Here is a 25297-nt window from a genome sequence, read left to right on the forward strand (position 1 = left end):
TTACTGCCGCTCGATGAAGACCGGCTTCTCCTTGTTGGCGGCCGCGGTGCGGGCGATCACGTGGTTCTTGCCGCGGATGAGGCCCAGCTGCAGGGCCTGCTCGACGGGGAAGGACAGGCGCGAGCCGCTGTACCAGGTGTTCTCGAACAGCGCCTTCGACGCGGCCACCGCGTCGGGCGAGCGCTCCTTGAGCTTCTCCACCAGCTCCAGGGCGTCCTTCATCGGGTCGGCGGACACACCGGTCACGATGCCCCAGTCCAGCGCCTGCTTCGCGGAGAACATCTCGCCGGTCATGGTGAGGCGCTTGGCGACGTCGATGGTGGTGAGCTGCGCGATGGACGCCGAGATCGACATGTCGGGGATGAGGCCCCACTTGGCCTCGAGGATGGAGAAGTCCGCCTCGCTGGAGGCGTAGCGGAAGTCCGCGCCGAGCGCGATCTGCAGGCCGCCGCCGTAGCAGTGGCCGTGCACCACGGCGATGACCGGCGCGGGCACGCTGCGCCACGCCCAGCCGGCGGCCTGGAAGTTGTTGGCGGCCGAGATGCGCTTGGGCACGAAGTTCATGAGCAGGCGGCGCTGCTCCTTGCCCGCGGACGCGAAATCGAGGCCGGAACTGAACGAGCTGCCCTCGCCGGAGAGGATCACGGCACGCAGCGAGCGGTCGTTCTTCGCGCGGTCGGCGGCCTTCGCGAGGTCGTCGATCATGTCCAGGGTGAGGCCGTTGTGCTTCTCGGGCCGGTTGATCCGCACATGGGCGACCTCGTCGCGCACCTCGTAGTCGATGTTCGACATCCGCTTCTCCTCGTTTCGCCTCGCCTTGGCCGTCTTCTGCAACCCTAGCCGCCGCGTCGGTCCCCGTATGGGAAGGCACGGCTGAAGTAAAGTGGCGCTCATGGCGGTCACGTTGCACATCACGGGGGAACCCGAGTCGGACGCGGTGCTCTCGGAGCATCCGTTCGCGCTGCTCGCAGGCATGCTTCTCGATCAGCAGTTCCCGATGGAACGCGCGTTCGCGGGCCCGTGGAAGGTCCTCGACAGGTTCGGCAGTATCGACCCGCGCGACATCGCGGTCGCGGACCCGGTCCGGTTCGAGGAACTGTGCACCACGCCGCCCGCGATCCACCGGTACGGCCGTGCCATGGCCGCGCGCCTGCAGACCCTCGCCCAGATCGTCGTCGACGAGTACGACGGGCACGCCGAGCGGATCTGGACGGAGGCCGCGTCCGGCGCCGATCTGGTGAAACGGATCGAGGCGCTCCCCGGCTTCGGCGCACAGAAGGCGAAGATCTTCGCCGCGCTCGTCGGCAAGCAGCTCGGCGTGAAGCCGCGCGGCTGGGCGACGGCGGTCGGCGACTACGGCAAGGCCGGCTACCGGTCCGTCGCCGACGTCGTCGACGGCGAGTCCCTCCAGAAGGTGCGAGCCCACAAGAAGGAGATGAAGGCGGCGGCGAAGAAGGCGGGCGCATGACCGGCCCCGGCCCGTACGGCGACCAGAACCCGAATCAGCCCGGGCAGGCCTACTCGCAGGCGATCCCGCTCCCGAACCCGCCGCGCGGCCCCGCCGCACCGGGCCAGGTGCCCGGCGGCCCTCCCCCGACCCCGCCGCAGAAGCCGAACTCGAGCCGCAACGTGATCCTGGCCCTCGTCGCCGTCGCGTCCGTCGTCGCGCTCATCGCCGCCATCGTGGTGGCCGCCCTGCTGAGCGACTCCAACGGCGCCGATCCGGGCAAGGACACCGCCTCGGCGACGACCGGAGCGGGCGCGGTCTTCCGCATCAACGACTGCCTCTACGACGTACCGGAGGCGCCGAAGGTCGGCAACTGCGACGACGGCGGCTCGCCGTACAAGGTCACGCAGGTGATGCCCGCCGGGCAGAAGTGCCGCGCCGAGCAGACCTCGATCGCGAGGGGCCTCTGGTACTGCCTCACGCCCAATCTCAACGTCAACTACTGCTACACGGCCCCGGTGCCGGGCACGTGGATCAAGGCGGCCGGGCAGTGCGGCGCGCCGGGCACGATCACCGTGGTCTCGGTGGTGGGCGGCCTCAAGGACTCCGGACGCTGCTCGGGCGAGTGGGACCGCAGCTACTTCTTCGACGACCCCGTCTACACGATCTGCGCGAAGTCCTACACGTAGTCGCGCCGCGTTCCGATGCCCCGGCGGAATCGGGCGGCACCGTCGTTGAACTAGGCTGGTCGCGTGCCCGTCACCATGCCCCACGACCTTCCAGCCCGGGCCGTCCTGGCCGCGGAGCAGGTCTTCGTCATGTCCGACGACCGCGCGGGGCATCAGGACATCCGCCCCATGCGCATCGCCATCCTCAACCTGATGCCGATGAAAGTCACCACCGAGACGCAGCTGCTGCGCCTGCTCAGCAACAGCCCGCTGCAGATCGAGTTGACCCTGCTGCGCATGGCCAGCCACGTCTCGCGGACCACCGCGTCGGAGCACCTCGACTCGTTCTACTCCACGTTCGACGACGTGGCCGAGCAGCACTTCGACGGCCTCATCATCACCGGGGCGCCGGTCGAGCGGCTCGACTTCGAGGCCGTCGACTACTGGCCGGAGATGACCCGGATCCTCGACTGGACGCGGACCAACGTGCAGTCGACCCTGCACGTCTGCTGGGGCGCCCAGGCAGCGCTGTACCACCACTACGGCGTCGGCAAACACGAACTGCCGCAGAAGCTCTCCGGCGTCTACCCGCACCGGCTCACCGACGCGCGGTCGCCGGTCGTGACGGGCTTCGACGACGAGTTCCTGGCCCCGCACTCGCGGCACACCGACGTCGACGCGGCCGACGTCACCGCGACCGGTGACGTCGACGTGCTGGCCGTCAGCGAGGAGGCGGGCGTGTACCTCGCGGCCAGCCGGGACGGTCGCCAGGTCTACGTCACGGGCCACCCGGAGTACGACGCGGACACCCTCGCCCGCGAGTACGCGCGGGACAGCGAACAGGGCCTGCCCGTCGCGCCGCCCGCGCACTACTTCCCGGAGGACGATCCCGCGCAGCTCCCGCGCAACCGCTGGCGCGGCCACGGGAACCTGCTCTACAGCAACTGGCTGAACTACTGCGTCTACCAGGAGACGCCGTTCGACCCGGACGGCGCGTAGCCGCTCAGGCCTGCTCGGTCGCCGCGCCGTCGTCCGGCGCCGGCGCCTCGGGCCCGTGCGCGGCCGACTCGGCCTGCACCTCCGACGCCTCCGCCTCGACGACGGGGACGACGACGACCGTCGGCGGCATGACCGCGGGCGGCACGGCGACCGCGGGCGGCGCGGCGACCGCGGGCGGCGCGGCCACCACCCGGGCGGGACGCGGCCGGGTCGGCTGGGCCGCCTTCGCGACCTCGCTCGCGGTGCGCAGCGCGAATTTCGGCAGACTCGACAGCAGATCCGTGACCGGCTCGGCGACGGTGTTCGCGGCACCGACCACGGTCTCGATGTCGCCCAGTCTCTGACCCATCGCGGCGATCGTCGGCGTGAGCTTGTTCATCGCCTCGGTCACCTCCGCGAGCTTCTGCACCACGCCGTCCTCGGCGGTGAAGGCGTCGACGATGCCGCCCTCGCGGGTGGCCCGGTCGAGCGGACCGTCGGGCCGGATCACGCGGTCGACCGGCCCGCCCTCGTCGAACAGGTCCGCCACCCGGTCGGCCGCGCCGCCGGGGCCCACCACGCGATGGATCGCCCCGTCGTCGCTGAGCAGGTCGGAGACGCGGTGCACGATGTGCGGAACGCGCTGCGCGGCGGTGATCAGGTTCTCGTGCCGGGTGCCGTCGCCCGAACCGGGATCGACCTTGTCGGCGGCCATCGCCACGACGTCCCGCGCGACACCGACCGACGTCTCGGCGGCGGCGAGGCCCAGGCCCGCCGCGGCCAGCCCGACCCGGGCAGGGGCGAGCAGTGCTTTCGGAAACTCCATGGATCCAGCGTAGCGCCGATCCGCGATGGCGGAATCGGGAGAATCCCTGAGGTCAGACGCCGGGCGTGGGGCTCACGACGTACGTCACGTCACCGTCGTTCGCCGAGATCCCGACGGTGAAGCCGTGGCCGCGGTAGACCGCGCCGATGCGGCCGGCGTCGAGCGGCACGTCGGGCGCGACGGAGACCAGGCCCGCCGCGAGCAGTGCGCGGGCCGCGGCCACCGTGTCGCGCCCCTCGACGGTGACCCGCCACATCGCGTGCCCGACCTCGATGGTCTCGACCTTCCGGATCTCGCCGACCACCGGGACCTGCTGCGCCGGGAAGCCCGCGGGCAGCGCGACGGGGCCCGCGGCGGGGCCGCCGCAGCCGGCGAGCATACCGGCTCCGAGGAGTCCGGAGACGACGAAGGCGGCGCCGGTGCCGGCGCCGCCTCGATTCGTGCGATCCATGCGGGTCAGAGCGAGATCTTGCCCTCGGCGATCGCGCGGATCAGCTGCTTCTCGCGGCGCGCCCGCTTGAAGCGCGAGCCGATGACGAGGGCGGCCAGCACGGCGACACCGGCCGCGGCGGCCAGCACCGGCGGCTTCGTCACGGTGGCCACCACCGACTGCTGCGCCTGCTCGGCGAGCTTGCGCGGATCCGCGCGCTCCCCCAGCTGGTCCAGCGTCGCCGCCAGCTGCTCCCGGGCGCGCTCGATGTCGCGCTCGATGCTCTCGGTGTCACGTGCCACTTCGCTCTTCCTCCGGGTCAGCCCGCCTGCAGATACTTCCCCGACTCTAGACCAGCGGCCGCCGCCGCACCGCTCTGCGGGGCCCGGTGGCCGGAATCCGGCTCCGCCGGAAGGGCGAACGTGGCCTGGACCTGCAGCCATTGCGCCAGGAGCTGGCAGCCGGTCAGCTCGTAGTCCTCGTGCCGCAGGCGCGCCAGCGGCTCGGTGGCGTACGCGGTGTGGCGGTTACCGCGCAGGTTGTAGTCGCGGCCGCGGTACTGCACGCGCGGGAGGTAGCCGAGGATCTCCCGCCCGGCGGTGCGCAGCCGGTCCACGTCCCGCCGCCACTGCCGGGAGCCGAACGCCGTGCGCGTGGCGTTCTGGAAGCGGTGCCCGAGGTACTCCCCCGCGGCGCGCGGCGCCCACGTCGCCAGGTCGCGCAGGGCCAGGTACGCGGTGGCGTCCGCGATGTCGCGGACGAACGAGTCGACGCTGGCGTTGCAGATCACGTCCTGCGGATGGGAGATCCAGTGCAGCGGCACCCCGTCGGGCACCGACGGTCCGTCGCCCGCGACACCGGAGCCGCACAGGGCCGGGTCGCTGCCGTGCGGGCGCTCCGGGTCGGAGATCAGCCCGGCGGCGAGGACGTGCGGCGCGAGCACGGGACCGTCGGCCATCGCGCCCAGAACGCGGCGGACCACGGTGCAGCCCTGCGAGTAGCCGATGAGCATGACGGGGCCGTCGGCCTCGGCGATCGCGGTCAGCAGGCGCTCCACGCCGATCGCCACAGACTCCGCGAAGGAGATGCCGTCGCGCGCCGGCACCGGCCCGTAGGACGCGGGGTAGCCCACCCACCGGGAGGCGAAGCGCGCATCCAGCTCGGCCACCACGTGGCTGAGCATGCCGGTGACCTCGGTGCGGGGATCGTCGATCCAGGATTCGCCCGTGCCCCCGACGGCGAGCACGGTGATCCGGGCCCGGCCGGCGTCCGCCGGTCGCCGGGCCGCCCTGCTGTGGACGGTCAGCGTGTTCATGCGGCAACTCTTGCGCCCGCGGATGAGAACGAGCTGAAATCCATGTTAAGAAAGCGGTGATGTGTCCGAGCTAACAGCGGGGTCAGCTCTGACAGGTGGGGCACCAGTACAGGTTTCGCGCCTCCATCACCTCGGTCCGCACCGGTGTGCCGCACACGCGGCACGGTTCACCGGTGCGCCGGTAGACGTAGGTGCGGGGCCGGTCCTCCGCGTACGACGGTGCGCCGTGGTCGTGTTCGGGCCGGACGACGTGCATCCGGCCGCGCTCGACGCCGATCGGCATGAGGGCCACCAGGTCGGCCCAGATCCCGTCGAACTCCTCGCGGGAGACGTCCCGGCCCTCGCGGTGCGGGTCGATCCCGGCGCGGAACAGGACCTCCGCACGGTAGACGTTGCCGACGCCCGCCATCACCTTCTGGTCCATGAGCAGCGCGCCGACGGGCCGCCGCGACCGCTCGATGCGCCGCCACGCGTCGTCCGGGTCGGAATCGGGCCGCAGCGGGTCGGGGCCGAGCCGGGCGAGGACACCGTCGACCTGCTCCTCGGTGACGACCTCGCACGCGGTGGGGCCGCGCAGGTCGGTGCCGCCACGCGGCCCGACGATGCGGTACCGCACCTGCCCGATGGGAGGTGGCGCACCGTCGGACACCCCGAAGTCCGTGAATGCCCCGTACAGGCCGAGGTGCACGTGCACGATCAGCCCGCCGTCGTAGCGGTGCCACAGGTGCTTGCCCCACGATTCGGCGCGCTCGAAGACGCGGCCGTCGAGGCGCTTCGCCTCCGGGGCGAACCGCCCCTGGGGGCTGGAGACGCGGACGCCCTCGCCCGCGAACAATGCGTCGTGGGCGAGGGCGAGCCGGTGGAGGGTGTGCCCCTCAGGCACTGACGCCTCCGGCGTGGTCGGGCATAGTCGGGGCGGTCCGGGCCGGTCAGGCCTCGGGCGCGCCGGGGACGGCGGGCGCGACGCCGGTGCGCTCGTACTCCGCCAGGATGTCGATGCGGCGCTGGTGGCGCTCCTCGTCCGACCACGGGGTCGCGAGGAAGGCGTCGACGATGGCGAGAGCCTCGTCGGCGGTGTGCATGCGGCCGCCGATGCCGATGAGCTGCGCGTTGTTGTGCTGGCGCGCGAGCTGCGCGGTCTCGACGCTCCACGCGAGGGCGCAGCGGGCGCCGGGCACCTTGTTCGCCGCGATCTGCTCGCCGTTGCCGCTGCCGCCGAGCACGATTCCGAGGCTGCCCGGGTCGGCCACGACGCGCTTCGCGGCGTCGATGCAGAACGCGGGGTAGTCGTCGAGGGCGTCGTAGGTGTGAGCGCCGCAGTCGACGACCTCGTGGCCGGAGGCCGTCAGGTGCCGAGCGATCTGGGACTTCAGTTCGAATCCGGCGTGGTCGCCGCCGAGGTAAACGCGCATGAATACAAGTCTGACACGCGCCGCGCGCGCATCCGAAGGCGGCACAGCCTACATTCGATGGCATGGATGACAGCACCGAGCAGACACCGGGCCGGGAGCCGCAGGGCGACTCCTCCCCCACCGAGTCCGCCCGCACCGGGGCCTTCAGCTCCGAACCGGACGAATCGACGATGCCGAGCACGGGCTTCTTCCCCGTGGTGCAGCCCGAGGAGCCGGCCGCGACTCCGTCCGACGCGGCGACCTCCGCGATCCCCGCCGCGGACTTCCCGACCGAGCGGCACCACTCCGGCGGGCACCACGCGCTGCCCGAGCTGGGCGCGCACGATCCGTCCGTCACCGCGGGCCTGGGCGCCCAGGCGCCCTCGCACGGCGGTCCGCAGTTCGGCCCGGGCCACTTCCCGGGCGCCCACTTCCCCGGCGGCCACCTCCCCGGCGGACCGGGCGGGCCCGTCGCGGCGGCGCCGCAGCCTCCGGCCTACGCGGGGGCACCGCGCCGCCACCCCTGGGAGATCCCGCTGCTGGTGATCGTGATCCTGGTGACCCTGCTGATCTACGGGGGCGCGCTGATCCTGGCCGCGTTCGGCGTGGTGAACGAGTACCTGCTGCTGGCGCTGGTCGTGCCGGTCCTGCTGTGGCTCGGTCGAGGCCTGACGTGGGCGTCGCCCCGTGTCCAGGGCGTGCAGATGACGCCCACGCAGTTCCCCGAGGGCTACCGCATGGTGCGCGAGGCCGCGGCGCGGTACGGCATGCGCGAAGTCCCCGATGCCTTCGTGGTGATCGGCAACGGCCAGATCAACGCCTTCGCCTCGGGCCACGGCTTCCGCCGCTTCGTGGTGGTCTACAGCGACCTGTTCGAGATCGGCGGCGAGGCCCGCGACCCCGACGCGCTCGCGTACATCATCGGCCACGAGGTCGGGCACATCGCCGCGGGCCACGTCTCCTACTGGCGGCAGGTGGGCTCCTTCGCGATGAGCTATCTGCCCGTGATCGGCGCAGCCCTGTCCCGCTCACAGGAGTACACCGCCGACAACTACGGCTACTTCAACCAGCCCGCGGGCACCCCCGGCGGGATGGGCGTCCTCGGCGCCGGCAAGTACCTCGGCAAGGAGGTCGATTTCGACCAGCTCGCCGACCGCGCGTCCACCGACAAGGGCTTCTTCACCTGGCTGGTGAACCTCACCGCATCGCACCCCGTGCTCACCTGGCGTGCGGCCGCGCTGCGCAACCGCACCAAGGCCGGTTCGCTGTGGTTCGCCCCCAGCGGCCCGATGCGCGGCGTCGGTGGCGGCGCGGTCGTGCCGGCCGGCCCGGTGCCGACCTACACGTCGCAGGAGGTGCTGGCCCCCGCTCCCGGGCAGCTGCCGCCGGCCCCCGTCGGGCAGGGGCCGGTGCACCAGGTGCCGACGGGCCCGTACGGTCCCGCGCAGGGCCCGGCGGACCAGCCCGCGCCCGCCCAGCAGCCGTATCCGGAGGGTGGCTACTTCGCGCAGCGGCACGGTGCGCAGGGCGACGCCGGCACGCCGGCCGAGAAGGGCCCGGACGGGCAGGCCGAGCAGCCGGGGAGGAACGAGAACCCGCCGGCCGGCTCCTAGCCCTCGAACCGACGAACCCCGCCGCACCGTTGCCGGTGCGGCGGGGTTCGTCGTTCGCGGGGGTCGTCGTTCGCGGTGTCAGTCGAACGCGGGCTCCTCGTGGCGGCTGCGCTTGAGCTCGAAGAAGTGCGGGTAGCTCGCGAGCAGCACGGCGCCGTCCCATACGCGGCCGGCGTCGTCGCCGCGCGGGATGCGCGAGAGCACGGGCCCGAAGAACGCGGTGCCGTTGACGTGGATGGTGGGCGTGCCCACGTCGTCGCCCACCTTGTCCATGCCCGCGTGGTGGCTCGCGCGCAGTGCCTCGTCGAAGTCGGTGCTGTTCGCGGCGGCGGCGAGGTCGGACTCGAGACCGGTCTCGGCGAGCGACTCGGCGATCACGACGGCGAGATCCTTGTTCTGCTCGTTGTGGATCCGGGTGCCCATGGCGGTGTACAGCTTCGGCAGCACGTCGTCGCCGTGGCGCTGCGCGGCGGCGATGAGGACGCGCACCGGGCCCCAGGCGGTCTTCATCAGCTCCTGGTAGATCTCCGGCAGGTTGTCGCGGCCCTCGTTGAGGACGGCCAGGCTCATGACGTGGAACTGCACGTCGATGTCGCGCACCTTCTCGACCTCGAGGATCCACCGCGAGGTGATCCAGCACCACGGACACAGCGGGTCGAACCAGAACTCGACGCGATCCTTGGCGGTGGACGGGGCGGTATCGGTCACTTCGGCTCCTGCTCGTGGGACGGTCACTTGTGAAGAAGATCCTGCTCCCCCGTGCAACACCGCGCACGCCGATCTGCTTCCCGCGCGGGCACGCGGGGGCGCCGGGTGGCATTGTGGGACGGGTCGAGCCGGTGCGTCCGGTTCCGCCGTCCGCCGAGTCCAGAAGGAGCGTCCCCTTTGTCCGCGCCCAATCTCACCCGGGTCCAGGCCGCCGAGCGCGCCGCGACCGTCGCCGTCTCGCGCTACGCGATCGACCTGGACCTGACCGACGGGGCGGATGCGCCCGGCGAGAAGACCTTCGGGTCGACCACGACGATCACGTTCACCGCGACGCCGGGCGCGGAGACCTTCATCGACCTCATCGCCAGCGGCATCACGGCCACGCTCAACGGGCGGCCCGTCGACACCTCCGGCTACACGGAGGAGGGCGGGCTCGCACTGCACGGCCTCGCGGCCGAGAACGAGCTCGTGATCTCGGGCCGGTTCTTCTACTCCAACACGGGCGAGGGCCTGCACCGCTTCGTCGACCCCACCGACGGCGCCGTGTACCTGTACTCGCAGTTCGAGACGGCCGACGCCAAGCGCATGTTCGCGTGCTTCGACCAGCCCGATCTCAAGGCCGTCTTCGACGTGGCGGTCACCGCACCGTCGGACTGGACCGTGGTGACGGGCGGCGCGGAGGCGACCCGGGAGCCGCTGCCGACCGGCGCGCACCGCTGGACCTTCGTCACGACCGAGCCGATGTCGACCTACCTGGTGGCGCTCATCGCCGGCCCGTACGCGGTGTGGTCGGACGCCTACACGGATGAGCACGGCACCATCGACCTGCGCCTGTTCTGCCGCGCGAGCCTCGCGGAGTACATGGACGCCGACCGGTTGTTCACCGAGACCAAGCAGGGATTCGGCTTCTACCACAAGAACTTCGGCATCCCCTACGCCTTCGGCAAGTACGACCAGCTGTTCGTCCCGGAGTTCAACGCGGGCGCCATGGAGAACGCGGGCGCGGTCACCTTCCTCGAGGACTACGTGTTCCGGTCGAAGGTCACCCGGTACCTCTACGAGCGGCGTTGCGAGACGGTGCTGCACGAGATGGCACACATGTGGTTCGGCGACCTGGTGACCATGCGCTGGTGGGACGACCTGTGGCTGAACGAGTCCTTCGCGACGTTCGCGTCGGTGCTCAGCCAGGCGGAGGCCACCGAGTACACCTCGGCGTGGACGACCTTCGCGAACGTCGAGAAGTCGTGGGCGTACCGGCAGGACCAGCTCCCGTCGACGCACCCGGTGGCGGCCGACATCCCGGACCTGCAGGCGGTGGAGGTCAACTTCGACGGCATCACCTACGCCAAGGGCGCATCGGTGCTCAAGCAGCTCGTCGCCTACGTGGGCCTCGAGCCCTTCCTCGCCGGCCTGCGCACGTACTTCGTGGAGCACAAGTTCGGCAACGCCACGTTCGACGACCTGCTGCGGGCGCTGGAGGCGTCGTCGGGCCGCGACCTCTCGGACTGGGGCGCTCAGTGGCTCAAGACCACCGGCATCAACATCCTCCGCCCCGACTTCGAGGTCGACGGCGACGGGAAGTTCACCCGGTTCGCCATCGTCCAGGAGGGCGCCGAGCCCGGCGCGGGCGAGCTGCGCACGCACCGCCTCGCCGTGGGCGTGTACGCGGATCAGGACGGGAAGCTCGTGCGCACGCAGCGCGTCGAGCTCGACGTCGCCGGTGAGCGCACCGACGTGCCCGAGCTGGTCGGCGTGCACCGCGGCGAGCTGGTGCTCGTCAACGACGACGACCTCACCTACTGCTCGGTGCGGCTGGACCCGGTCTCCCTGGCGACGGTGACGAACCGCATCGCGGACATCGCCGACTCGCTCCCCCGCACGCTCGGCTGGTCCGCGGCCTGGGAGATGACGCGGCAGGCCGAGATGAAGGCCCGCGACTTCGTGGAGCTGGTGCTCGGCGGCATCGGCGCCGAGACCGAGGTGGGCGTGGTCCAGCGTGTCGTGCTGCAGGCGCAGACGGCCGTCGAGTCCTACGCAGACCCCGCCTGGGCCGCCGCGGAGGGCCGCGAGCGGCTCGCCTCCGGCCTGCTCGGGCTGGCCCGCGATGCCGAGGCGGGCTCGGACTTCCAGCTCGCTTTCGTCAACGCGCTGGCCGCGTCGGCGCTGGGGCGCGCCGAGGTCGAGGCGCTGCAGGCGCTGTACGACGGTGCCGAGCCCGCCACCGTCGGGCTGGCCGGGCTCACCGTCGACACGGACCTGCGGTGGCGCCTCCTGACCGCGCTCGCGCGGGCCGGGGTCGCGGGCACCGACGAGATCGACGCCGAGGTGCTGCGCGACCCGACCGCCGCCGGCGAGCGGTCCGCCGCCGCCGCGCTGGCCGCCCGCCCCGACATCCGGGTCAAGGAGGAGGCCTGGGAGAAGGTCTTCGGCGACGACTCGCTGTCGAACACGCTGACCCGTGCCATCGCCGCGGGCATCGTCGCGCCCGGCCAGGGCGAGCTGCTGGCGCCCTTCACGGAGCGCTACTTCGGCTCGATCGACGAGGTGTGGGGCCGCCGCTCCTCCGAGGTCGCGCAGACGGTGGTCGTGGGCCTGTACCCGTCGTGGGACATCTCCGACGAGGCCGTGGCCGCCGCGGACGCCTGGCTCGCGGGCGACAAGCCCCCGGCCCTGCGCCGCCTGGTGCTCGAGGGCCGCGCGGGCATCGTCCGCTCCCTGGCGGCGCGCGCCTTCGACCGCGCCTGACGCCCGTACGACGGCGGCCCCGGGATCCTTCGATCCCGGGGCCGCCGTCGTGTGCGGTGCTCAGCTGATGAACGGGTGTCCGCTCACGGTCTTGCCCGGGTCGTCCTGAATGACGTCCCAGTGCTCGACGATCTTGCCGCTCGCGACGCGGAAGATGTCGGCCACGGCCTGCGCCTTGCCGTCGTAGACCGACTTCGCGTAGACCACGACGATGTCGCCGTCCGCGACGATGCGCACGATCGAGGTGCTGTACTTGGGGTCCTTCACCACGGGCCCGAGGACCTTCACGAAGGCGTCCCGGCCGTCGGCGACCTCGGGGTTGTGCTGGATGTAGTGGTCGCCGATGTAGCGCTGCGCCGCGCCGGCGATGTCGCGCTGCACGAAGCCCTCAGTGTAGAAGGCCGTCACGACCTCGCGCGGGGTCGACGGTGCCGCGCTCGCCTGGGCGGCGACGCCGAGCACCAGGGCGCCGACCGTGAGCACCGCGGCGACGGCGTTGCGGATCGTCCGGTTGAGGTTCATGCCGTGTCCAATCATTGAAACTTCAATACTTTGATTCGATCAGAACACGATCGGGCGCCGCGCACAACGTGATGACCATCGCCGTACGCTGCACGGATGGACGCACACCACAGACCGGAGACCGCCGAGACGCTGATGCGATCCCGGTTCGCGGCGTTCCGCGACGGCGACATCGCCTGGCTGCTCGCGTCCTGGCATCCGAGCACCCGTCCCGCCGAGCTCGAGCTCGACGAGGACGTGCGCTGGCGCGGCCTGCAGATCGTCGACACCGTCGCCGGCGGCGCGGACGACGACACGGGCATCGTCGAGTTCCGGGCGACGTACGTCGCGGACGGCGCGCACGGCGTCCTCCACGAGCGCTCCCGCTTCGTCCGCGAGGACGGCCGGTGGTTCTACGTCGACGGCGACTTCCCCGCGTAGGCTCGGCACCACCACGAGAAACACGACGAGCCCACCGGAACGGATCCGGTGGGCTCGTCGCGTCGAGTCGCGGGTTACGCCGTGGGCGGCTTCACGGCCGAGGCCATGACGCGCAGGGCGGCGATGAGGCCGTCGATGAGATCGCCGGCCTGGAAGGGCGGGATCGCGGCGGTGACGCCGAGCTGCGCGACCTTGTCGCCCAGGCGGTCGGCGACGCCGCTGCCGGTGAGCACCACGATGTCGCGGGTGTTCGGGGAGACGGCGATCAGCGCGGCGTACTCGGGCTCGGGCGCCTGGCGGAGCACGGCCTCGGCGCCGGCGTGGGCGTCGTCGCCCAGGTCGCCGATGTACACCGAGAACCGGGCGTTGGCGTCGCGGGTCGCGCGGATCAGCGCCTCGTCGAGGCCGATCAGCTCCTCGCGCGAGAACGGCGGGTTGGCCGGGCTGTCGCTCGCCTGGCGTGCCGCCGAGATACGGCCGCTCGACGTGATGGCCGTGCCGATGGGAAGCTCGCCCTGCGGAACGGCGACGGTCTGCGTCTGGTCACCACTTGCCACGAGCGGCACCCCCGATCAGGTTCTCGTTGTCATGGTCGCCGTGGTGCGCGCCGTGCGGGCCCACGGGAGCCTCGTCGACCGCGCTGAACAGCATGGGCTCGCGGGTCCACGGCTCACCGAGCTTGTACTCGCCCGGCTGCTGGTACTTCTCGTTGCGGCCGGTGGCCATCGAGATGACACACAGGACGACGATCACGATCGTCGCGACGACGGTGATCCCGCCGACGATGTTGAGCAAGCTCACTGTGGGCCCCTTTCCTTACTCTGTCGGACGCCCGACGGCACTGGTCGGTCTGGGAACAACTTAGCCTATGCCGCATCGAGGTCGAGATACCGACTCCACATCGGGTCGACCTCCTTGAGCGTCGACAGGAGACGCCAGTGCCGGCCCTGCGGCGCCCGCGGCTCGGTGCGCAGCTTCCAGCCGATTTCGGACAGCAGCCGATCCGCCTTGCGGTGGTTGCAGGACGCGCAGCACGCGACGCAGTTCTCCCAGCCGTGACCGCCTCCGCGGGAGCGCGGCAGCACGTGGTCGATGGTGTCGGCCTTGCCGCCGCAGTAGCCGCAGCGAAACCGGTCGCGGTGCATCAGCGCCGCCCGCGTCATCGGCACCTGGGCCCGGTAGGGCACGCGGACGTAGGTCCGCAACCGGATGACCGACGGCACAGACAGCGAACGGTCCGCTGAATGAACCAGCGGACCGTTCGGATCGTCGTGGACCACGTCGGCCCTATCCCTGAGCATGAGGACTATCGCCCTCCGCATCGAGATCGCCGTCAGTGGCTCGTAGGTGGCGTTGAGCAGCAGCACGCGGCGCTTGCCCCACACGGCACCGCCGGAACGGGAGTCGTCGGCGAGCGCCGTGGTCGCGGGGCCACCCGCGGCGTGCGTTCGCTTCATCGACACTCCTCACCGTCGCGCGGACCCCGCCGGGTCGGCCGAGGTCCCTTCGCCTCTAGTAGTGCACCACGGACGACCGTGATCCGCACGGTGATTTCCGCGCATTTCCCGAGGCGAATCAGCGGATAGCGGGTGAACGCGAGGTGACCTAACCGGCCACGACCCGGTTCCGCCCCTCGGCCTTCGCCCGATACAACCGACGGTCCGCCTCGTGCAGCAGCAGGCCCGGCGCCGTCGTCGACGCCGCCGCGGAGACACCGCCGATGCTGACGGACACCGGCAGCCCGTTCGGCGCGAGGCCGAGCGCGAGGATGTCGCGCCGCGCGGATTCGAGCACCGCGGGAAGGTCGACGTCGCCCACGAGGAGGAGAGCCAGCTCGTCGCCGCCGTAGCGCGCGGCCACCTCACCCCGGCGCGACGGGATGCGTGCGATCACCGCCGCCAGTTCGCGCAGTACGTGGTCGCCGACCACGTGTCCGTGCGTGTCGTTGTAACTCTTGAAGCCGTCGACGTCGATGAGGGCGAGGTGCACGAGGTCCCCGCTCTCCGCGGCGTCGCGCAGGGCGGAATCGAGCGCGCGGCCGAAGCCGCGCCGGTTCGCGATCCCGGTCAGCTCATCGATCTCGGCGAGCCGCCCCAGCTCCTCCGCGGCGTCCTGGAGGGCACGGCGCTCGATGACCTCGGCGGTGACGTCGGTCTGGCTGCCGATGATCCGGACGATCGCGCCGTCCTCGGCGCGCTCGATGACGCGGCCGCGGCCGCGCACCCAGAGGTAGTAGCCCGACTTGGTCCGGATCCGGTGCTCACAGCTGTACTCCGCCGTCTCCCCGCGCATGTGCCGGTTCATGGCGCGCAGCGCGGACTCCAGATCGTCGGGGTGCACCCGCCTCTCCCACTCGAGCGTCGTGTCCCCGATCTCGTCCTCCGCGTAGCCGAGCATGCTCTTCCACCTCGGCGAGTAGAAGACCTCGCGCGAGGCGATATCCCAGTCCCAGATCCCCTCGCCGACGGTGTCGAGCGCGAACTGCCAGCGCGCCTCGGCGCGCAGCAGGCGGGCCTCGAGCTGCCGGCTCGCCGTCACGTCGCGGGAGACCCCGACCAGGCCGATCACCCGCCCCGACTCGTCGCGGTACGGCGCCTTGAGCGACCGGACGGTCCGCGGGCGCCCGTCGACCATGGCCGACTCGTCGATCTCCTGCGCGATGCCCGTCTCCATGACCTCCTGGTCGGCATCCATGATCCGCGCGGCCGCCCGGGCGTCGAGGAAGTCGTCGTCCGTGCTCCCGAGGACCTCCCCGATCGGCAGCTCCGTCGCCTGCAGCACCCGCAGCGCGGCGCGGTTGAGGAACACGAACCGCCCCTGACGATCCTTGACGTAGACGGAATCGGGCGCGGCGTCGGCGATGGCCTGGAAGGTGCGGAAGGTCGCGAGGTCGACCGCATCGGTCGCGTCCGCCGTCGCCGCCGCGGTCGCGGCGGCCTGCAGCGCGCGCAGCCGGGCGATCTCCTCCGCCGTGCTACGGGCGTCGGTGATGTCGCGGGACACGCCGATCAACCCGACGATCTCGCCGTCCGCGTCACGGTAGGGGGACTTCGTGGACAGAAAGGTCCGCGCCAGGCCGTCGACGGTGGTCGATTCCTCGAGTTCCTGCCCGACCCCGGTGCGCATGATCTCCCGGTCGGTCTCCCGCAGCTGTGCCGCCGCCGCCGGGTCGAACATCTGCCGGTCGTCGTTGCCGAGGAAGTCGGCGACTCTAACCCCGTAGAGCCGGGCGACGGCGTCGTTGACGAACAGGTAGCGGCCGGCGAGGTCCTTGACGTAGATGAGGTCGGTCGCGGCCTCGGCGATCGCCCGGAACATCGGCAGGGAGCGCCGGGCGTCCTCGAGCTCGGCGGTCAGGGATGCGACGCGCTCACGCAGGCGCCGGACCTCGGCGCCGTCGTCGGCATCGATCGATTCCTCGCTCACCGCCCCGACAGTAATCCGAGTCGGTTGTCACCGTGAACCGCGGACGGGTCGTCGCGACGCCCCGTGCAAGACTGGAGGGCGTGAGCACGCCGGACCAGCAGAGCTTCTACGACGCCGTCGGCGGGGCGGACACCTTCGCGGAATTGATCCACCGCTTCTACCAGGAGGTGGCGCGCGACGAGCTGCTGCGTCCCCTGTACCCGGAGGAGGACCTCGGCCCCGCCGAGGTGCGCCTGCGGATGTTCTTCGAGCAGTACTGGGGCGGGCCGCGCACCTATTCCGAGCAGCGCGGACACCCGCGACTTCGGATGCGGCACGTGCCCTTCCGCATCACCGAGATCGAGCGGGACGCGTGGCTGCGGTGCATGGACGTGGCGATCGCCTCGATCGACGACGCGCGGATGAGCCCGGATCGCAAGCAGCAGCTCAGGAACTACTGTGAGATGGCCGCACAGATGCTCGTGAACACCCCCATGGGCGCTTGAACAGGAGTGAGATGACGCCACCCGTCCGCACACCCCACTACGTCGAGGCCCCGTGGTGGAAGGACGCGATCTTCTACCAGGTCTACCCCCGGTCGTTCTCGGACGCGAACGGCGACGGAGTCGGTGATCTGCGCGGTGTGATCGACCGGCTGGGCTACCTGGAGCTGCTCGGGGTCGACGCGCTGTGGCTCTCGCCCGTGATGCGCTCCCCCATGGCCGACCACGGCTACGACGTCGCCGATCCCCGCGACATCGACCCGCTGTTCGGCACCCTGCAGGACATGGACGAGCTGATCGCAGCGGCGCACGCCCACCGGATCCGCGTGACCATGGACCTGGTGCCGAACCACACGTCCGACCAGCACCCGTGGTTCCAGGCGGCGTTGGCCGCGGGACCCGGCAGCCCGGAGCGGGACCGGTACGTCTTCCGCGAGGGCCGCGGGCCGAACGGCGACGAGCCGCCCAACAACTGGCCCAGCATCTTCGGCGGCCCGGCATGGCATCGCGTCACGGAGCCGGACGGCACCCCCGGCCAGTGGTACCTGCACATCTTCGCGCCCGAGCAGCCCGACCTGAACTGGCAGAACGAGGACGTCTTCCAGGACCTCGCCGAGACCCTGCGGTTCTGGCTGAACCGCGGCGTCGACGGCTTCCGGATCGACGTGGCGCACGGCATGGCGAAGCCCGCGGGCCTGCCGGACATGGACCTGGTCAACAACCAGATCATGGACAACGACGAGAACGACCTGCGGTTCAACGATCCCGGCGTACACGCGATTCATCGGCGCATCCGCCGGGTGATGGACGAGTTCCCCGGCCGGGTGACCGTCGGCGAGATCTGGGTCAAGGACAACGATCGGTTCGCCGAGTACATCCGGCCCGACGAGCTGCACCTGGGATTCAACTTCCGGCTCGCGGAGGCGGAGTGGGACGCGCGTGAGATCCGCGAGGCGATCGACAACTCGCTGATCGCGGTCGAATCGGTGAACGGCATCCCGACATGGACGCTCTCCAACCACGACGTGCCGCGCGAGGTGACCCGGTTCGGCGGCGGCGCGCTGGGGACTGCTCGCGCGCGGGCGATGATCCTGGTGGAGCTGGCGCTCCCGGGAACGGCGTTCCTCTACAACGGCTCCGAGCTGGGCCTGCCGAACGTCGACCTGCCCGACGAGGCGCTCCAGGACCCGACCTGGGAGCGGTCGGGGCACACCGAGCGCGGCCGCGACGGCTGCCGGGTGCCGCTCCCCTGGCAGGGAACGTTGCCGCCGTACGGCTTCTCGACGAACCCGGACACCTGGCTCCCGATGCCGGACGACTGGAAGGACCTCACGGCCGAGGCCGAGCTCGAGGACCTCGATTCGACGCTGACGCTCTACCGCACCGCCATCGAGCTGCGCCGGATGCGGCCGGAGTTCCGCGGCGACGCGATCGAGTGGTACGGCTCGCCGCGGCCGGGCGCGCTGGCCTTCCGGCGCATCGACGGCCGCCTGACCTGCGTGCTCAACGCGTCGGACGGCCCCGTCGAGCTGCCGGGGGGCGAGGTCATCCTCACCAGCGCACCGCTGGTCGACGGTCTGCTGCCGCCGAACGCCGCCTGCTGGCTGGCCTGACTCGGACGGCGGGCCCTCGGGCAGCCCCGGCGCCTCAGGCGCCGATCCGCTCCCGCGAGGTCCGGCCCCGTCGGGCCAGAGGCTGCGCCCCGACGGCGGCGGCGAGCCCGAACGGGGCCGACAGGTCCGCGTAGATCGACTCGTGCGCACCCGCCGGGACCCGGTAGGTCTCGTGCCAGATGCCGACGGTCGAACGGCCCTCGGCGTGGGCCATCGTGTAGAACTGCAGCCACGCCGGCCGGTGCGCGAAATCGGTGGAGTGCGAATACGTCTCCAAATCCTCGAAGCTGCGCCAGTACTGGACGAGGAGCGGGCCGCCCGGCGCGATCGCCTTGAAGCCGCCCAGGTAGCCGAGCGCGCCGCCGCGCTTGCGGTCGCGCTCGATCTCGGCCTGCATCTTGCGCAGGGAGCGCCCGACGAACGCCGCCTGCCCCAGCCGCCAGGTGCGCCGCGGGCGCATGCCGAGCAGGAACACCACCAGGTCGCCGTCGTGGGTATCGGTCTGCAGATCGTGGTTCATGAGTATCTCCCTGCCGGAGCCATCTTGGATAGTGCCACTACCCATATTGGAGAGTGAAGCTATCCCGTGTCAAGATCAAGGGATGAAATTGTCGGAACTCTCCACGGAGACCGGCGTGAGCACCGCCTCGCTCAAGTACTACCTCCGGGAGTCGCTGCTCGCGCCCGGCGAGCCGGTCACCAAGACGCAGTCCGAGTACGGCCCGGCCCACGTCGAGCGGGTGCGGCTGATCCGCGCGCTGGTCGACTCCGGCGGCCTCTCCCTCGCCCAGGTCCGGCGGGTGATCGACGCGCTGGACAGCCCGACGGTGCCGCGGCACGAGCTGCTCGGGGTCGCGCAGGAGGCGCTCATGGACGCCGCGCAGTTCGACGAGGACGCCGAGTGGACCGCCCTGGCCACCGCCTTCGTCGAGGAACGCGGCTGGCGGATCCAGGACGGCGACGTGCTGCTGCCGCAGCTCGGCGCGCAACTCAAAGCGCTCGCCGACACGTGCGACGTGGGCGGCCGGGAGACCCTGGAGCGCTGGGCCGACGCGGCGGAGACGGTGGCCGCGTCCGACCTCGACACGCTCACCGGGGACGACGCGCAGGCGCTGCGCACGGCCATCGTCGGCACGGTGCTCTCCGACAAGGTGCTGCAGACGCTGCGCCGGCTCGCGCAACAGAACCGGACCGCCCAGCTCTACGAGGCGGCCACGCGCGCGGAGAAGGACTCAGACGAGTAGCCCCGGCCCAGCCTCGCGTCGCTGGTACAAGGAGCCGAACCGCGCGTCCACCCGCACCCAGGTCGTCGACGCGGAGACCCGGACCGGCTCGTCGGGGCCGTCCGCGGCGAATCCCATGGCCTCCAACGCGAACGCGGTGCGCAGGCTGATCGGCACGGTGGCCCCGTCGGTGCTCACGCTGACCACCTCGGAGTCGAGCAGGGACGCGGGCGGGCCCGCCGGACCGCCGGTCTCGCGGCCCACCTCGACGCCGCGCGCCGCGACCGCGCGGAGCGCCTGCGCCGGAACGTCGTCGATGTGCGCGAAACCCGTCGCGGGCGGCAGGGCCCCGCGCCACGCGGAGTCCAGGGCGAAGCCCACGTCCACGTAGCCGCCCTCGTCCGACGGTGCCGCACGCAGGGAGTCGAGCACGGTCGCGGCGCTGCACACCAGCGACTCCGGCGCGACGGACCCTGTCAGCACCCGCACCGCGAGCACCCCGAAGCCCGTCCTCCCCCAGACCTCCACATGCTGCTCGTCGCGGCGCCGCACGCGGATCACGGCCGAGTCGTCGGTGCGCAGCAGGCGGGTGACGAAGGCCGCGAGGTTCGAGCGCGGCCCCGCGCCCGACACCGTCAGGCGTCGATCGCTCACCGGGAGAACGACTTCAGGTAGTCGCGCTGCTCCCCCGACAGCCGCCGCACGCGCTGTTCCGCCACGTCGAAGGCGGCGAGCCGCACCTGCGCGACCACCGCGGGCGCGGTGTCGAGCGCGGCGCCCGCGGGCCGGACCTCGTGGTGCACCACGAAGTCCGCCGCGCGCACGGCGGAGGTCCACAGCGTGATCTCCAGCGGCGAGTCCTGGTGCCGCAGCTGTCCGCGGTACTCGACCTCCAGCTTGGCCAGCAGCAGGCCGTCGAGCAGGTCGCGCGTGGGCGCGTCCGGCGCGAAGAGCAGCGGGATCCGCGCCTCCTCCAGCAGCGTCACCATGCGCGCGTTGTTGATGTGCTGGTAGACGTCCATGTCGGACCAGCGCACGTCCACGGGCACCGTCAGGCTCGCGCCGCCGTCGTCGGCGACGGTGCGCACGCCCGTGACGCCCGCCGCGGTGAAGCTGTATTCGGTCACGGCTCCACGCTAGCGGACCGCCCCGGGGCTACCCCACGTGCCGCAGCAGCGACCGCAACGCGCGGGTCGCGACGGACAGCCGCGACTCGTCGTTGGCGATGGGGCTGGTGCCGTCGGCGGGATCGAGGATCTCGCCGAGCAGCGCGCCGACCCGCTCGAGCCGACGCGCGTTGTGCGAGGCCCAGTCGCCGATCTTCTGCGTGGCCGGCTCGGCGGGATCGGTGAAGTTGAGCACCTCGATCGTCAGCCCCCGCAGCGCGCCGTACAGATCGTCGCGCAGGGCGAGACGCGCCATCTCGCTCCACCGGTCGCCGCGCGGCAGTTCGGCGACGGCGGCCAGCATCTCGTCCACCCGCAGGCGCTGCATGAGGGCGAAGTACAGCTGCCCCACCTCGTCGTCCTCGCGCTCGGCGATGTCCGCGATGTCCACGACGTCCAGCAGGCTGAACCGGTACAGCGCGCGGCCGACGGTGTACGCCAGCTCCTCCGGTACGCCCGCCGCGATCGCGCGCTCCGACGAGGCGCAAGCGTGCCGGTCGTAGCGCAGTTCCCAGGAGCCCATGGCGGCGGACAGCGCGGCGATCCGGTCGGCGTATCGGTTGACCTCGGCGCCGATCGCGATCGGCTGCGGCCGGTTGGTGAGCATCCACCGGGCCCCGCGGTCGAGTACGCGGCGGCTCTCCGCGAGCAGGGCCGCGGTCTCGCCCGCCGAGACGGGCACCTCCTTGAGTTCCGCCCAGGTGCGCGGCAGGTCGAAGACGCGGCTCACCGCGACGAAGGCGCGCACCGCGTCCGCCGCGCCGGCCCCGGTCTCCTCGGCCAGGCGGTAGACGAAGCTGACGCCCGCGTTGTCGACCATCTCGTTGACCGTCTGGGTGGCGACGATCTCCCGGCGCAGCGGGTGCGCGAAGACGGCCTCCCCCGCGCGCTCGCGCAGCCGGTCCGGGAAGTACTCGGGCAGCTTCGCGACGAGCACGTCGTTGTCCGGCAGGTCCCCGGACAGCACGTCGTCCTTGACGGCGAGCTTGACGTGGGCCATGAGGTTCGACAGCTCCGGCGAGCTCAGCCCCAGGCCCGCGGCCTGCAGCTTGTCGGTCTCCTTGCGGGTCGGCAGCGCCTCCAGGCGCAGGTCGACGCCGCGGTTGCGGGACAGGTCCGCGAGGATCCGCGCGTGCACGTCGACCATCTTCGGGGCGAGCGAGCGCTCGACCGAGAGCGCCGTGTTCTGCGAGACGTTGTCGGCGAGCACCAGGCGCGAGACGTCGTCCGTCATCGAGACCAGCAGGTCGTGTCGCTCGCCCGCGGGGATCGCGCCCGCGGCGATCTGCCGGTCGAGCAGGATCTTGATGTTGACCTCGTGGTCGGAGCAGTCCACGCCCGCGGAGTTGTCCATGGCGTCGGTGTTGATCCGGCCGCCGGCGCGGTCGAACTCGATGCGGCCGAGCGGGGTCACGCCCAGGTTGCCGCCCTCGCCGACCACCTTGGCGCGCACCTCCTGCCCGTCGACGCGGATCGCGTCGTTGGCGCGGTCGCCCACGTCCAGGTTGGTCTCGGTGGACGCCTTGATGTACGTGCCGATGCCGCCGTTCCACAGCAGGTCGACGGGCGCCAGCAGCACCGCGCGCATGAGCTCCGGCGGGGTCATCTCGGTGACGTCGGCGGCGAGGCCGAGCGCCGCGCGCACCTGCGGGCTGATCGGCACCGACTTCTGGTCGCGGCTGAAGACCCCGCCGCCCTCGCTGATCTTCGTGGTGTCGTAGTCCTTCCACGACGACCGCGGCAGCGCGAACAGGCGCTCGCGCTCGGCGAAACCGGTGGCGGCGTCGGGGTTCGGGTCGAGGAAGATGTCGCGGTGGTCGAACGCGGCGACCAGGCGGATGTGCTCGGAGAGCAGCATGCCGTTGCCGAAGACGTCGCCGCTCATGTCGCCCACGCCGACCGTCGTGAAGTCCTCGGACTGCGTGTCGACGCCCATCTCGCGGAAGTGCATCTTGACCGACTCCCAGGCGCCCCGGGCGGTGATGCCCATGCCCTTGTGGTCGTAGCCCTCGGAGCCGCCGGAGGCGAAGGCGTCGCCGAGCCAGAAGCCGTAGCCCGCCGCGACGTCGTTGGCGATGTCCGAGAAGGACGCGGTGCCCTTGTCCGCGGCGACCACCAGGTAGGTGTCGTCGGGGTCCCGGCGCACCACGCGCTCGGGCGGGAGCACGTCCCCGTCGGGGCCGAGGTTGTCGGTCACGTCGAGCAGACCGGAGATGAACATGCGGTAGCAGGCGACGCCCTCGGCGCGCTGCGCGTCCCGGTCGGCGGCGGCGTCCCCGGTGACCTCCGGCGGCTGTTTCACGACGAAGCCGCCCTTGGCGCCCACGGGCACGATGACGGCGTTCTTGACCGCCTGCGCCTTGACCAGGCCGAGGATCTCGGTGCGGAAGTCCTCCCGGCGATCCGACCAGCGCAGCCCGCCGCGGGCGACCATCCCGAACCGCAGGTGCACGCCCTCGACGCGCGGCGAGTACACGAAGATCTCGAACCGCGGGCGCGGCTTGGGCGCCTCGGGGATGCGACCCGGCTCCAGCTTGATGGAGATCACCGGCTTGTCGGCGTAGAAGTTGGTGCGCACGGCCGCCTGCACGACGTGGAGGTAGGCGCGGAGGATCCGGTCGGCGTCGAGGCTGGTCACGGCGGCGAACGCGGCCTTGAGGTCGGCCTCCGCCGCCTCCGCCGCGTCCGAGTCCGCCGCGATCGGGTCGAAGGTCGCGGTCCAGAGCCGGCCCAGCGCGAGGACCGCGTCGCGGTGCTCGAGCAGCACCTGCGCCATGTGGCCCGGGCTGTACGGGAAACCGCACTGCCGCAGGTACTGGCCGATGGCGCGGAGCAGCGCGACGCTGCGCCAGTCGAGGCCGAACGCGAAGATCAGCTCGTTGAACCGGTCGACCTCGGCCTCGCCGCGCCACACGGCGGCGGCGCCCTCGCTCGCCAGCCCGCGCAGGCGCGCCAGGTGCGCCGGGAGATCCGCCTCGGCGACGCCCTCGGCCGCGGTCGCCCGCAGCACGGGCGAGACCCGCAGCCCGAAGTCGTAGACCGAGCACAGCGCACCGTCGGGCCGGCGGACCGTGTAGGGCCGCTCGTCGAGCACGTCCACGCCGAGGGACTGCAGGACCGGCAGCACCTGGGAGAGCGTGACCTGCCCGCCCGTCATGTACATGGTGAACCCGAGGTTGGCGCTGCGGCCCTCCGGCGGGTCGTAGAAGACCAGGTCGCTGCCCTGCGCGGGGAGCGCCGCGATGCGGTTGATGTCGAGCAGCGCGACCTCGGGGGTCTGGTCCTCCTTGTAGTTGGGCGAGATGCCCGGGAGGTACGCGGAGACGGTCGCGGCGTCCGCGCCGGCGGCCGCGGCGGCGGAGAGGACGTCCTCGTCCCACGTGCGGCTCACGTCGCCGAGCCGGGCGCGGATCCGCGCCTCGTCGGCGGCCTGGAAGACGGGGACGGTGTCGTCGCCGCGGGGCAGCAGCACGAACTGGATCCGGGCGATCGCCGATTCGGTGACGCGGGCGGTGAACCGGTCGACGTGCATGCCGGTCTCGTCCTCGAGCACGTCGATCAGGACGCCGCGGGCCCGCGAGGTGTAGCGGTCGCGGGGCAGGTAGACGAGGGCGCGCGCGAACCGCGCCAGCTTGTCGGTCCGCAGGAACAGCGCCAGGTCGTCGTCGCCCAGGTCGCGCAGGGCGCCGAAGACGCGGGCCAGTTCGTCCTCGTCGGCGACGACGAGCCGCAGGCGCGGGTAGGTCTGGATGTACTCCATGAGGCGCTGGTTGGCCGGGTCGGAGCGGTCCACGCCGATCCGGGCGAGCACGCGCTCGATCTTCGCGCCGACCATGGGGATGCCGAAGACGTTGTGGTGCAGGCCGAGAACCGTGAGGGCCATCGCGAACAGCTCCACGGGGCCGCCGTCCGACGGCGCCGCGGCCAGGAGGAACGGCGAGCCCGCCGCATCGCCGAGCGGCTGCGCCAGCTCGACGACGGCGATCGCGCCGGGCTCGGGCGCGGGCATCGCGTCGATCACGGCCTGCAGCTTCGCGTCGGGCTCGGCGAGGACGCCGGAGCCGTCACCGTCGACCCGGGAGCCGAGGATCCGGGCGTTGTCCTCGGACAGCCAGGCCACGAAGTCCGACGGTGACCTTCCGGGCGGCTGCGCGGCCACGACGGACGCGACGCGAGTGAAGACGGACGGATCGATCGCGGACTGCGCCACGGGCGTGCTCCTCCTGCGGGGTCGTGGCAGCGCACGCCAAATGCCGGGTCAGCACGCGGCGCCGTTGCCATGGTGTGACGGAGCCAGTGAGCTCCGGGCACCACATTACGGTGG

Annotated in this window: 25 protein-coding genes and 1 pseudogene; 9 read left to right on the forward strand and 17 right to left on the reverse strand. The window is 71.8% G+C overall.

Annotation, left to right across the window (positions count from 1 at the left end; genetic code table 11):
- Window positions 1–792 carry a crotonase/enoyl-CoA hydratase family protein gene (locus ACM9LD_RS15140; protein WP_415677437.1) on the reverse strand — a complete coding sequence of 264 codons (792 nt, stop codon included), beginning with the start codon at window positions 790–792 and terminating at the stop codon, window positions 1–3.
- A gap of 100 nt (window positions 793–892) precedes the next feature.
- Between ACM9LD_RS15140 and ACM9LD_RS15145 the strand changes: the two genes are divergently transcribed.
- The 3 genes from ACM9LD_RS15145 (at window position 893) to metA (ending at window position 3114) form a co-directional block, all read left to right on the forward strand.
- Window positions 893–1468, forward strand: a complete 576-nt coding sequence (locus ACM9LD_RS15145; protein WP_415677438.1) for an HhH-GPD-type base excision DNA repair protein — start codon at window positions 893–895, stop codon at window positions 1466–1468.
- On the forward strand, window positions 1465–2136 hold the full coding sequence (locus ACM9LD_RS15150) for a hypothetical protein (protein ID WP_415677439.1): 672 nt from the start codon (window positions 1465–1467) through the stop codon (window positions 2134–2136). The genes ACM9LD_RS15145 and ACM9LD_RS15150 overlap by 4 nt, the downstream gene beginning before the upstream one ends.
- A 63-nt stretch (window positions 2137–2199) precedes the next feature.
- Complete coding sequence (gene metA / locus ACM9LD_RS15155; protein ID WP_415677440.1) at window positions 2200–3114, forward strand: homoserine O-acetyltransferase MetA; 915 nt, start codon at window positions 2200–2202, stop codon at window positions 3112–3114.
- 4 nt (window positions 3115–3118) lie between these two features.
- Here the strand turns inward: metA and ACM9LD_RS15160 are convergent, their stop codons facing one another.
- The 6 genes from ACM9LD_RS15160 to ACM9LD_RS15185 all read right to left on the reverse strand — a co-directional run bounded on the left by ACM9LD_RS15160 (window position 3119) and on the right by ACM9LD_RS15185 (window position 7076).
- On the reverse strand, window positions 3119–3919 hold the full coding sequence (locus ACM9LD_RS15160; RefSeq protein WP_415677441.1) for a hypothetical protein: 801 nt from the start codon (window positions 3917–3919) through the stop codon (window positions 3119–3121).
- 52 nt (window positions 3920–3971) lie between these two features.
- Window positions 3972–4370, reverse strand: coding sequence for a hypothetical protein (locus tag ACM9LD_RS15165; RefSeq protein ID WP_415677442.1), 399 nt, complete (start codon window positions 4368–4370; stop codon window positions 3972–3974).
- 5 nt (window positions 4371–4375) lie between these two features.
- Window positions 4376–4651, reverse strand: coding sequence for a DUF3618 domain-containing protein (locus tag ACM9LD_RS15170; protein WP_146562340.1), 276 nt, complete (start codon window positions 4649–4651; stop codon window positions 4376–4378).
- A 17-nt stretch (window positions 4652–4668) separates the two neighbouring features.
- On the reverse strand, window positions 4669–5664 hold the full coding sequence (locus ACM9LD_RS15175) for a PE-PPE domain-containing protein (RefSeq protein ID WP_415677443.1): 996 nt from the start codon (window positions 5662–5664) through the stop codon (window positions 4669–4671).
- Window positions 5665–5746: 82 nt separating this feature from the next.
- Window positions 5747–6547, reverse strand: coding sequence for an Fpg/Nei family DNA glycosylase (locus tag ACM9LD_RS15180; protein WP_415677444.1), 801 nt, complete (start codon window positions 6545–6547; stop codon window positions 5747–5749).
- Between the two features lie 46 nt (window positions 6548–6593).
- A complete protein-coding gene (locus tag ACM9LD_RS15185; RefSeq protein ID WP_415677445.1) occupies window positions 6594–7076 on the reverse strand; it encodes a ribose-5-phosphate isomerase in 483 nt (160 codons plus the stop codon).
- A gap of 311 nt (window positions 7077–7387) precedes the next feature.
- Between ACM9LD_RS15185 and ACM9LD_RS15190 the strand changes: the two are divergent.
- Window positions 7388–8449, forward strand: a pseudogene (locus ACM9LD_RS15190) (M48 family metallopeptidase); the annotation flags it as partial.
- A gap of 297 nt (window positions 8450–8746) precedes the next feature.
- Here ACM9LD_RS15190 and ACM9LD_RS15195 read toward each other — a convergent pair.
- Complete coding sequence (locus ACM9LD_RS15195; protein WP_415677446.1) at window positions 8747–9376, reverse strand: mycothiol-dependent nitroreductase Rv2466c family protein; 630 nt, start codon at window positions 9374–9376, stop codon at window positions 8747–8749.
- A 177-nt stretch (window positions 9377–9553) separates the two neighbouring features.
- On the opposite strand from ACM9LD_RS15195, the gene pepN reads away from it, so the two are divergent.
- Window positions 9554–12121 (forward strand): aminopeptidase N, encoded by a 2568-nt coding sequence (pepN, locus tag ACM9LD_RS15200; RefSeq protein WP_415677447.1) that lies wholly within the window; start codon window positions 9554–9556, stop codon window positions 12119–12121.
- Window positions 12122–12181: 60 nt separating this feature from the next.
- Here pepN and ACM9LD_RS15205 read toward each other — a convergent pair whose 3' ends face one another.
- The gene (locus tag ACM9LD_RS15205) at window positions 12182–12643 is read right to left on the reverse strand and encodes a nuclear transport factor 2 family protein (RefSeq protein WP_415677448.1); all 462 of its coding nucleotides are present in this window, start codon (window positions 12641–12643) and stop codon (window positions 12182–12184) included.
- Between the two features lie 96 nt (window positions 12644–12739).
- Here ACM9LD_RS15205 and ACM9LD_RS15210 point away from each other — a divergent pair, with 96 nt between their 5' ends.
- Window positions 12740–13063, forward strand: coding sequence for a YchJ family protein (locus tag ACM9LD_RS15210; protein WP_415677449.1), 324 nt, complete (start codon window positions 12740–12742; stop codon window positions 13061–13063).
- A gap of 74 nt (window positions 13064–13137) precedes the next feature.
- On the opposite strand, the gene ACM9LD_RS15215 is transcribed toward ACM9LD_RS15210, so the two are convergent.
- From ACM9LD_RS15215 to ACM9LD_RS15230, 4 genes are all read right to left on the reverse strand, one after another.
- Window positions 13138–13620 carry a DUF5130 domain-containing protein gene (locus tag ACM9LD_RS15215; RefSeq protein WP_415677450.1) on the reverse strand — a complete coding sequence of 161 codons (483 nt, stop codon included), beginning with the start codon at window positions 13618–13620 and terminating at the stop codon, window positions 13138–13140.
- Window positions 13607–13864: an aa3-type cytochrome oxidase subunit CtaJ gene (gene ctaJ, locus ACM9LD_RS15220; RefSeq protein ID WP_068526454.1), complete on the reverse strand. Its 258-nt coding sequence runs from the start codon at window positions 13862–13864 to the stop codon at window positions 13607–13609. The genes ACM9LD_RS15215 and ctaJ overlap by 14 nt, the downstream gene beginning before the upstream one ends.
- Before the next feature lie 65 nt (window positions 13865–13929).
- Window positions 13930–14520, reverse strand: coding sequence for an HNH endonuclease (locus ACM9LD_RS15225; protein ID WP_415677451.1), 591 nt, complete (start codon window positions 14518–14520; stop codon window positions 13930–13932).
- Between the two features lie 148 nt (window positions 14521–14668).
- Window positions 14669–16489 carry a PAS domain-containing protein gene (locus tag ACM9LD_RS15230; RefSeq protein WP_415677452.1) on the reverse strand — a complete coding sequence of 607 codons (1821 nt, stop codon included), beginning with the start codon at window positions 16487–16489 and terminating at the stop codon, window positions 14669–14671.
- A gap of 80 nt (window positions 16490–16569) precedes the next feature.
- Between ACM9LD_RS15230 and ACM9LD_RS15235 the strand changes: the two genes are divergently transcribed.
- Together ACM9LD_RS15235 and ACM9LD_RS15240 are read left to right on the forward strand one after the other, a co-directional pair.
- Complete coding sequence (locus ACM9LD_RS15235; RefSeq protein ID WP_224645486.1) at window positions 16570–16974, forward strand: globin; 405 nt, start codon at window positions 16570–16572, stop codon at window positions 16972–16974.
- Between the two features lie 11 nt (window positions 16975–16985).
- On the forward strand, window positions 16986–18584 hold the full coding sequence (locus ACM9LD_RS15240; protein ID WP_415677453.1) for a glycoside hydrolase family 13 protein: 1599 nt from the start codon (window positions 16986–16988) through the stop codon (window positions 18582–18584).
- A 34-nt stretch (window positions 18585–18618) separates the two neighbouring features.
- Here ACM9LD_RS15240 and ACM9LD_RS15245 read toward each other — a convergent pair whose 3' ends face one another.
- A complete protein-coding gene (locus ACM9LD_RS15245) occupies window positions 18619–19104 on the reverse strand; it encodes a DUF4188 domain-containing protein (protein ID WP_415677454.1) in 486 nt (161 codons plus the stop codon).
- Between the two features lie 82 nt (window positions 19105–19186).
- Between ACM9LD_RS15245 and ACM9LD_RS15250 the strand changes: the two genes are divergently transcribed.
- Complete coding sequence (locus ACM9LD_RS15250) at window positions 19187–19828, forward strand: MerR family transcriptional regulator (RefSeq protein ID WP_415677455.1); 642 nt, start codon at window positions 19187–19189, stop codon at window positions 19826–19828.
- On the opposite strand, the gene ACM9LD_RS15255 is transcribed toward ACM9LD_RS15250, so the two are convergent.
- The 3 genes from ACM9LD_RS15255 to ACM9LD_RS15265 form a co-directional block, all read right to left on the reverse strand.
- Window positions 19817–20461, reverse strand: coding sequence for a hypothetical protein (locus tag ACM9LD_RS15255; protein ID WP_415677456.1), 645 nt, complete (start codon window positions 20459–20461; stop codon window positions 19817–19819). The two genes, ACM9LD_RS15250 and ACM9LD_RS15255, sit on opposite strands and share 12 nt — an antisense overlap.
- Complete coding sequence (locus tag ACM9LD_RS15260; RefSeq protein WP_415677462.1) at window positions 20458–20895, reverse strand: acyl-CoA thioesterase; 438 nt, start codon at window positions 20893–20895, stop codon at window positions 20458–20460. The genes ACM9LD_RS15255 and ACM9LD_RS15260 overlap by 4 nt, the downstream gene beginning before the upstream one ends.
- 67 nt (window positions 20896–20962) lie before the next feature.
- Window positions 20963–25183: an NAD-glutamate dehydrogenase gene (locus ACM9LD_RS15265; protein ID WP_415677457.1), complete on the reverse strand. Its 4221-nt coding sequence runs from the start codon at window positions 25181–25183 to the stop codon at window positions 20963–20965.
- Window positions 25184–25297 lie beyond the last annotated feature (114 nt).

Origin of the sequence: Tsukamurella hominis, assembly GCF_965137015.1 — a bacterium.
Taxonomy (GTDB): Bacteria; Actinomycetota; Actinomycetes; order Mycobacteriales; family Mycobacteriaceae; genus Tsukamurella; species Tsukamurella hominis.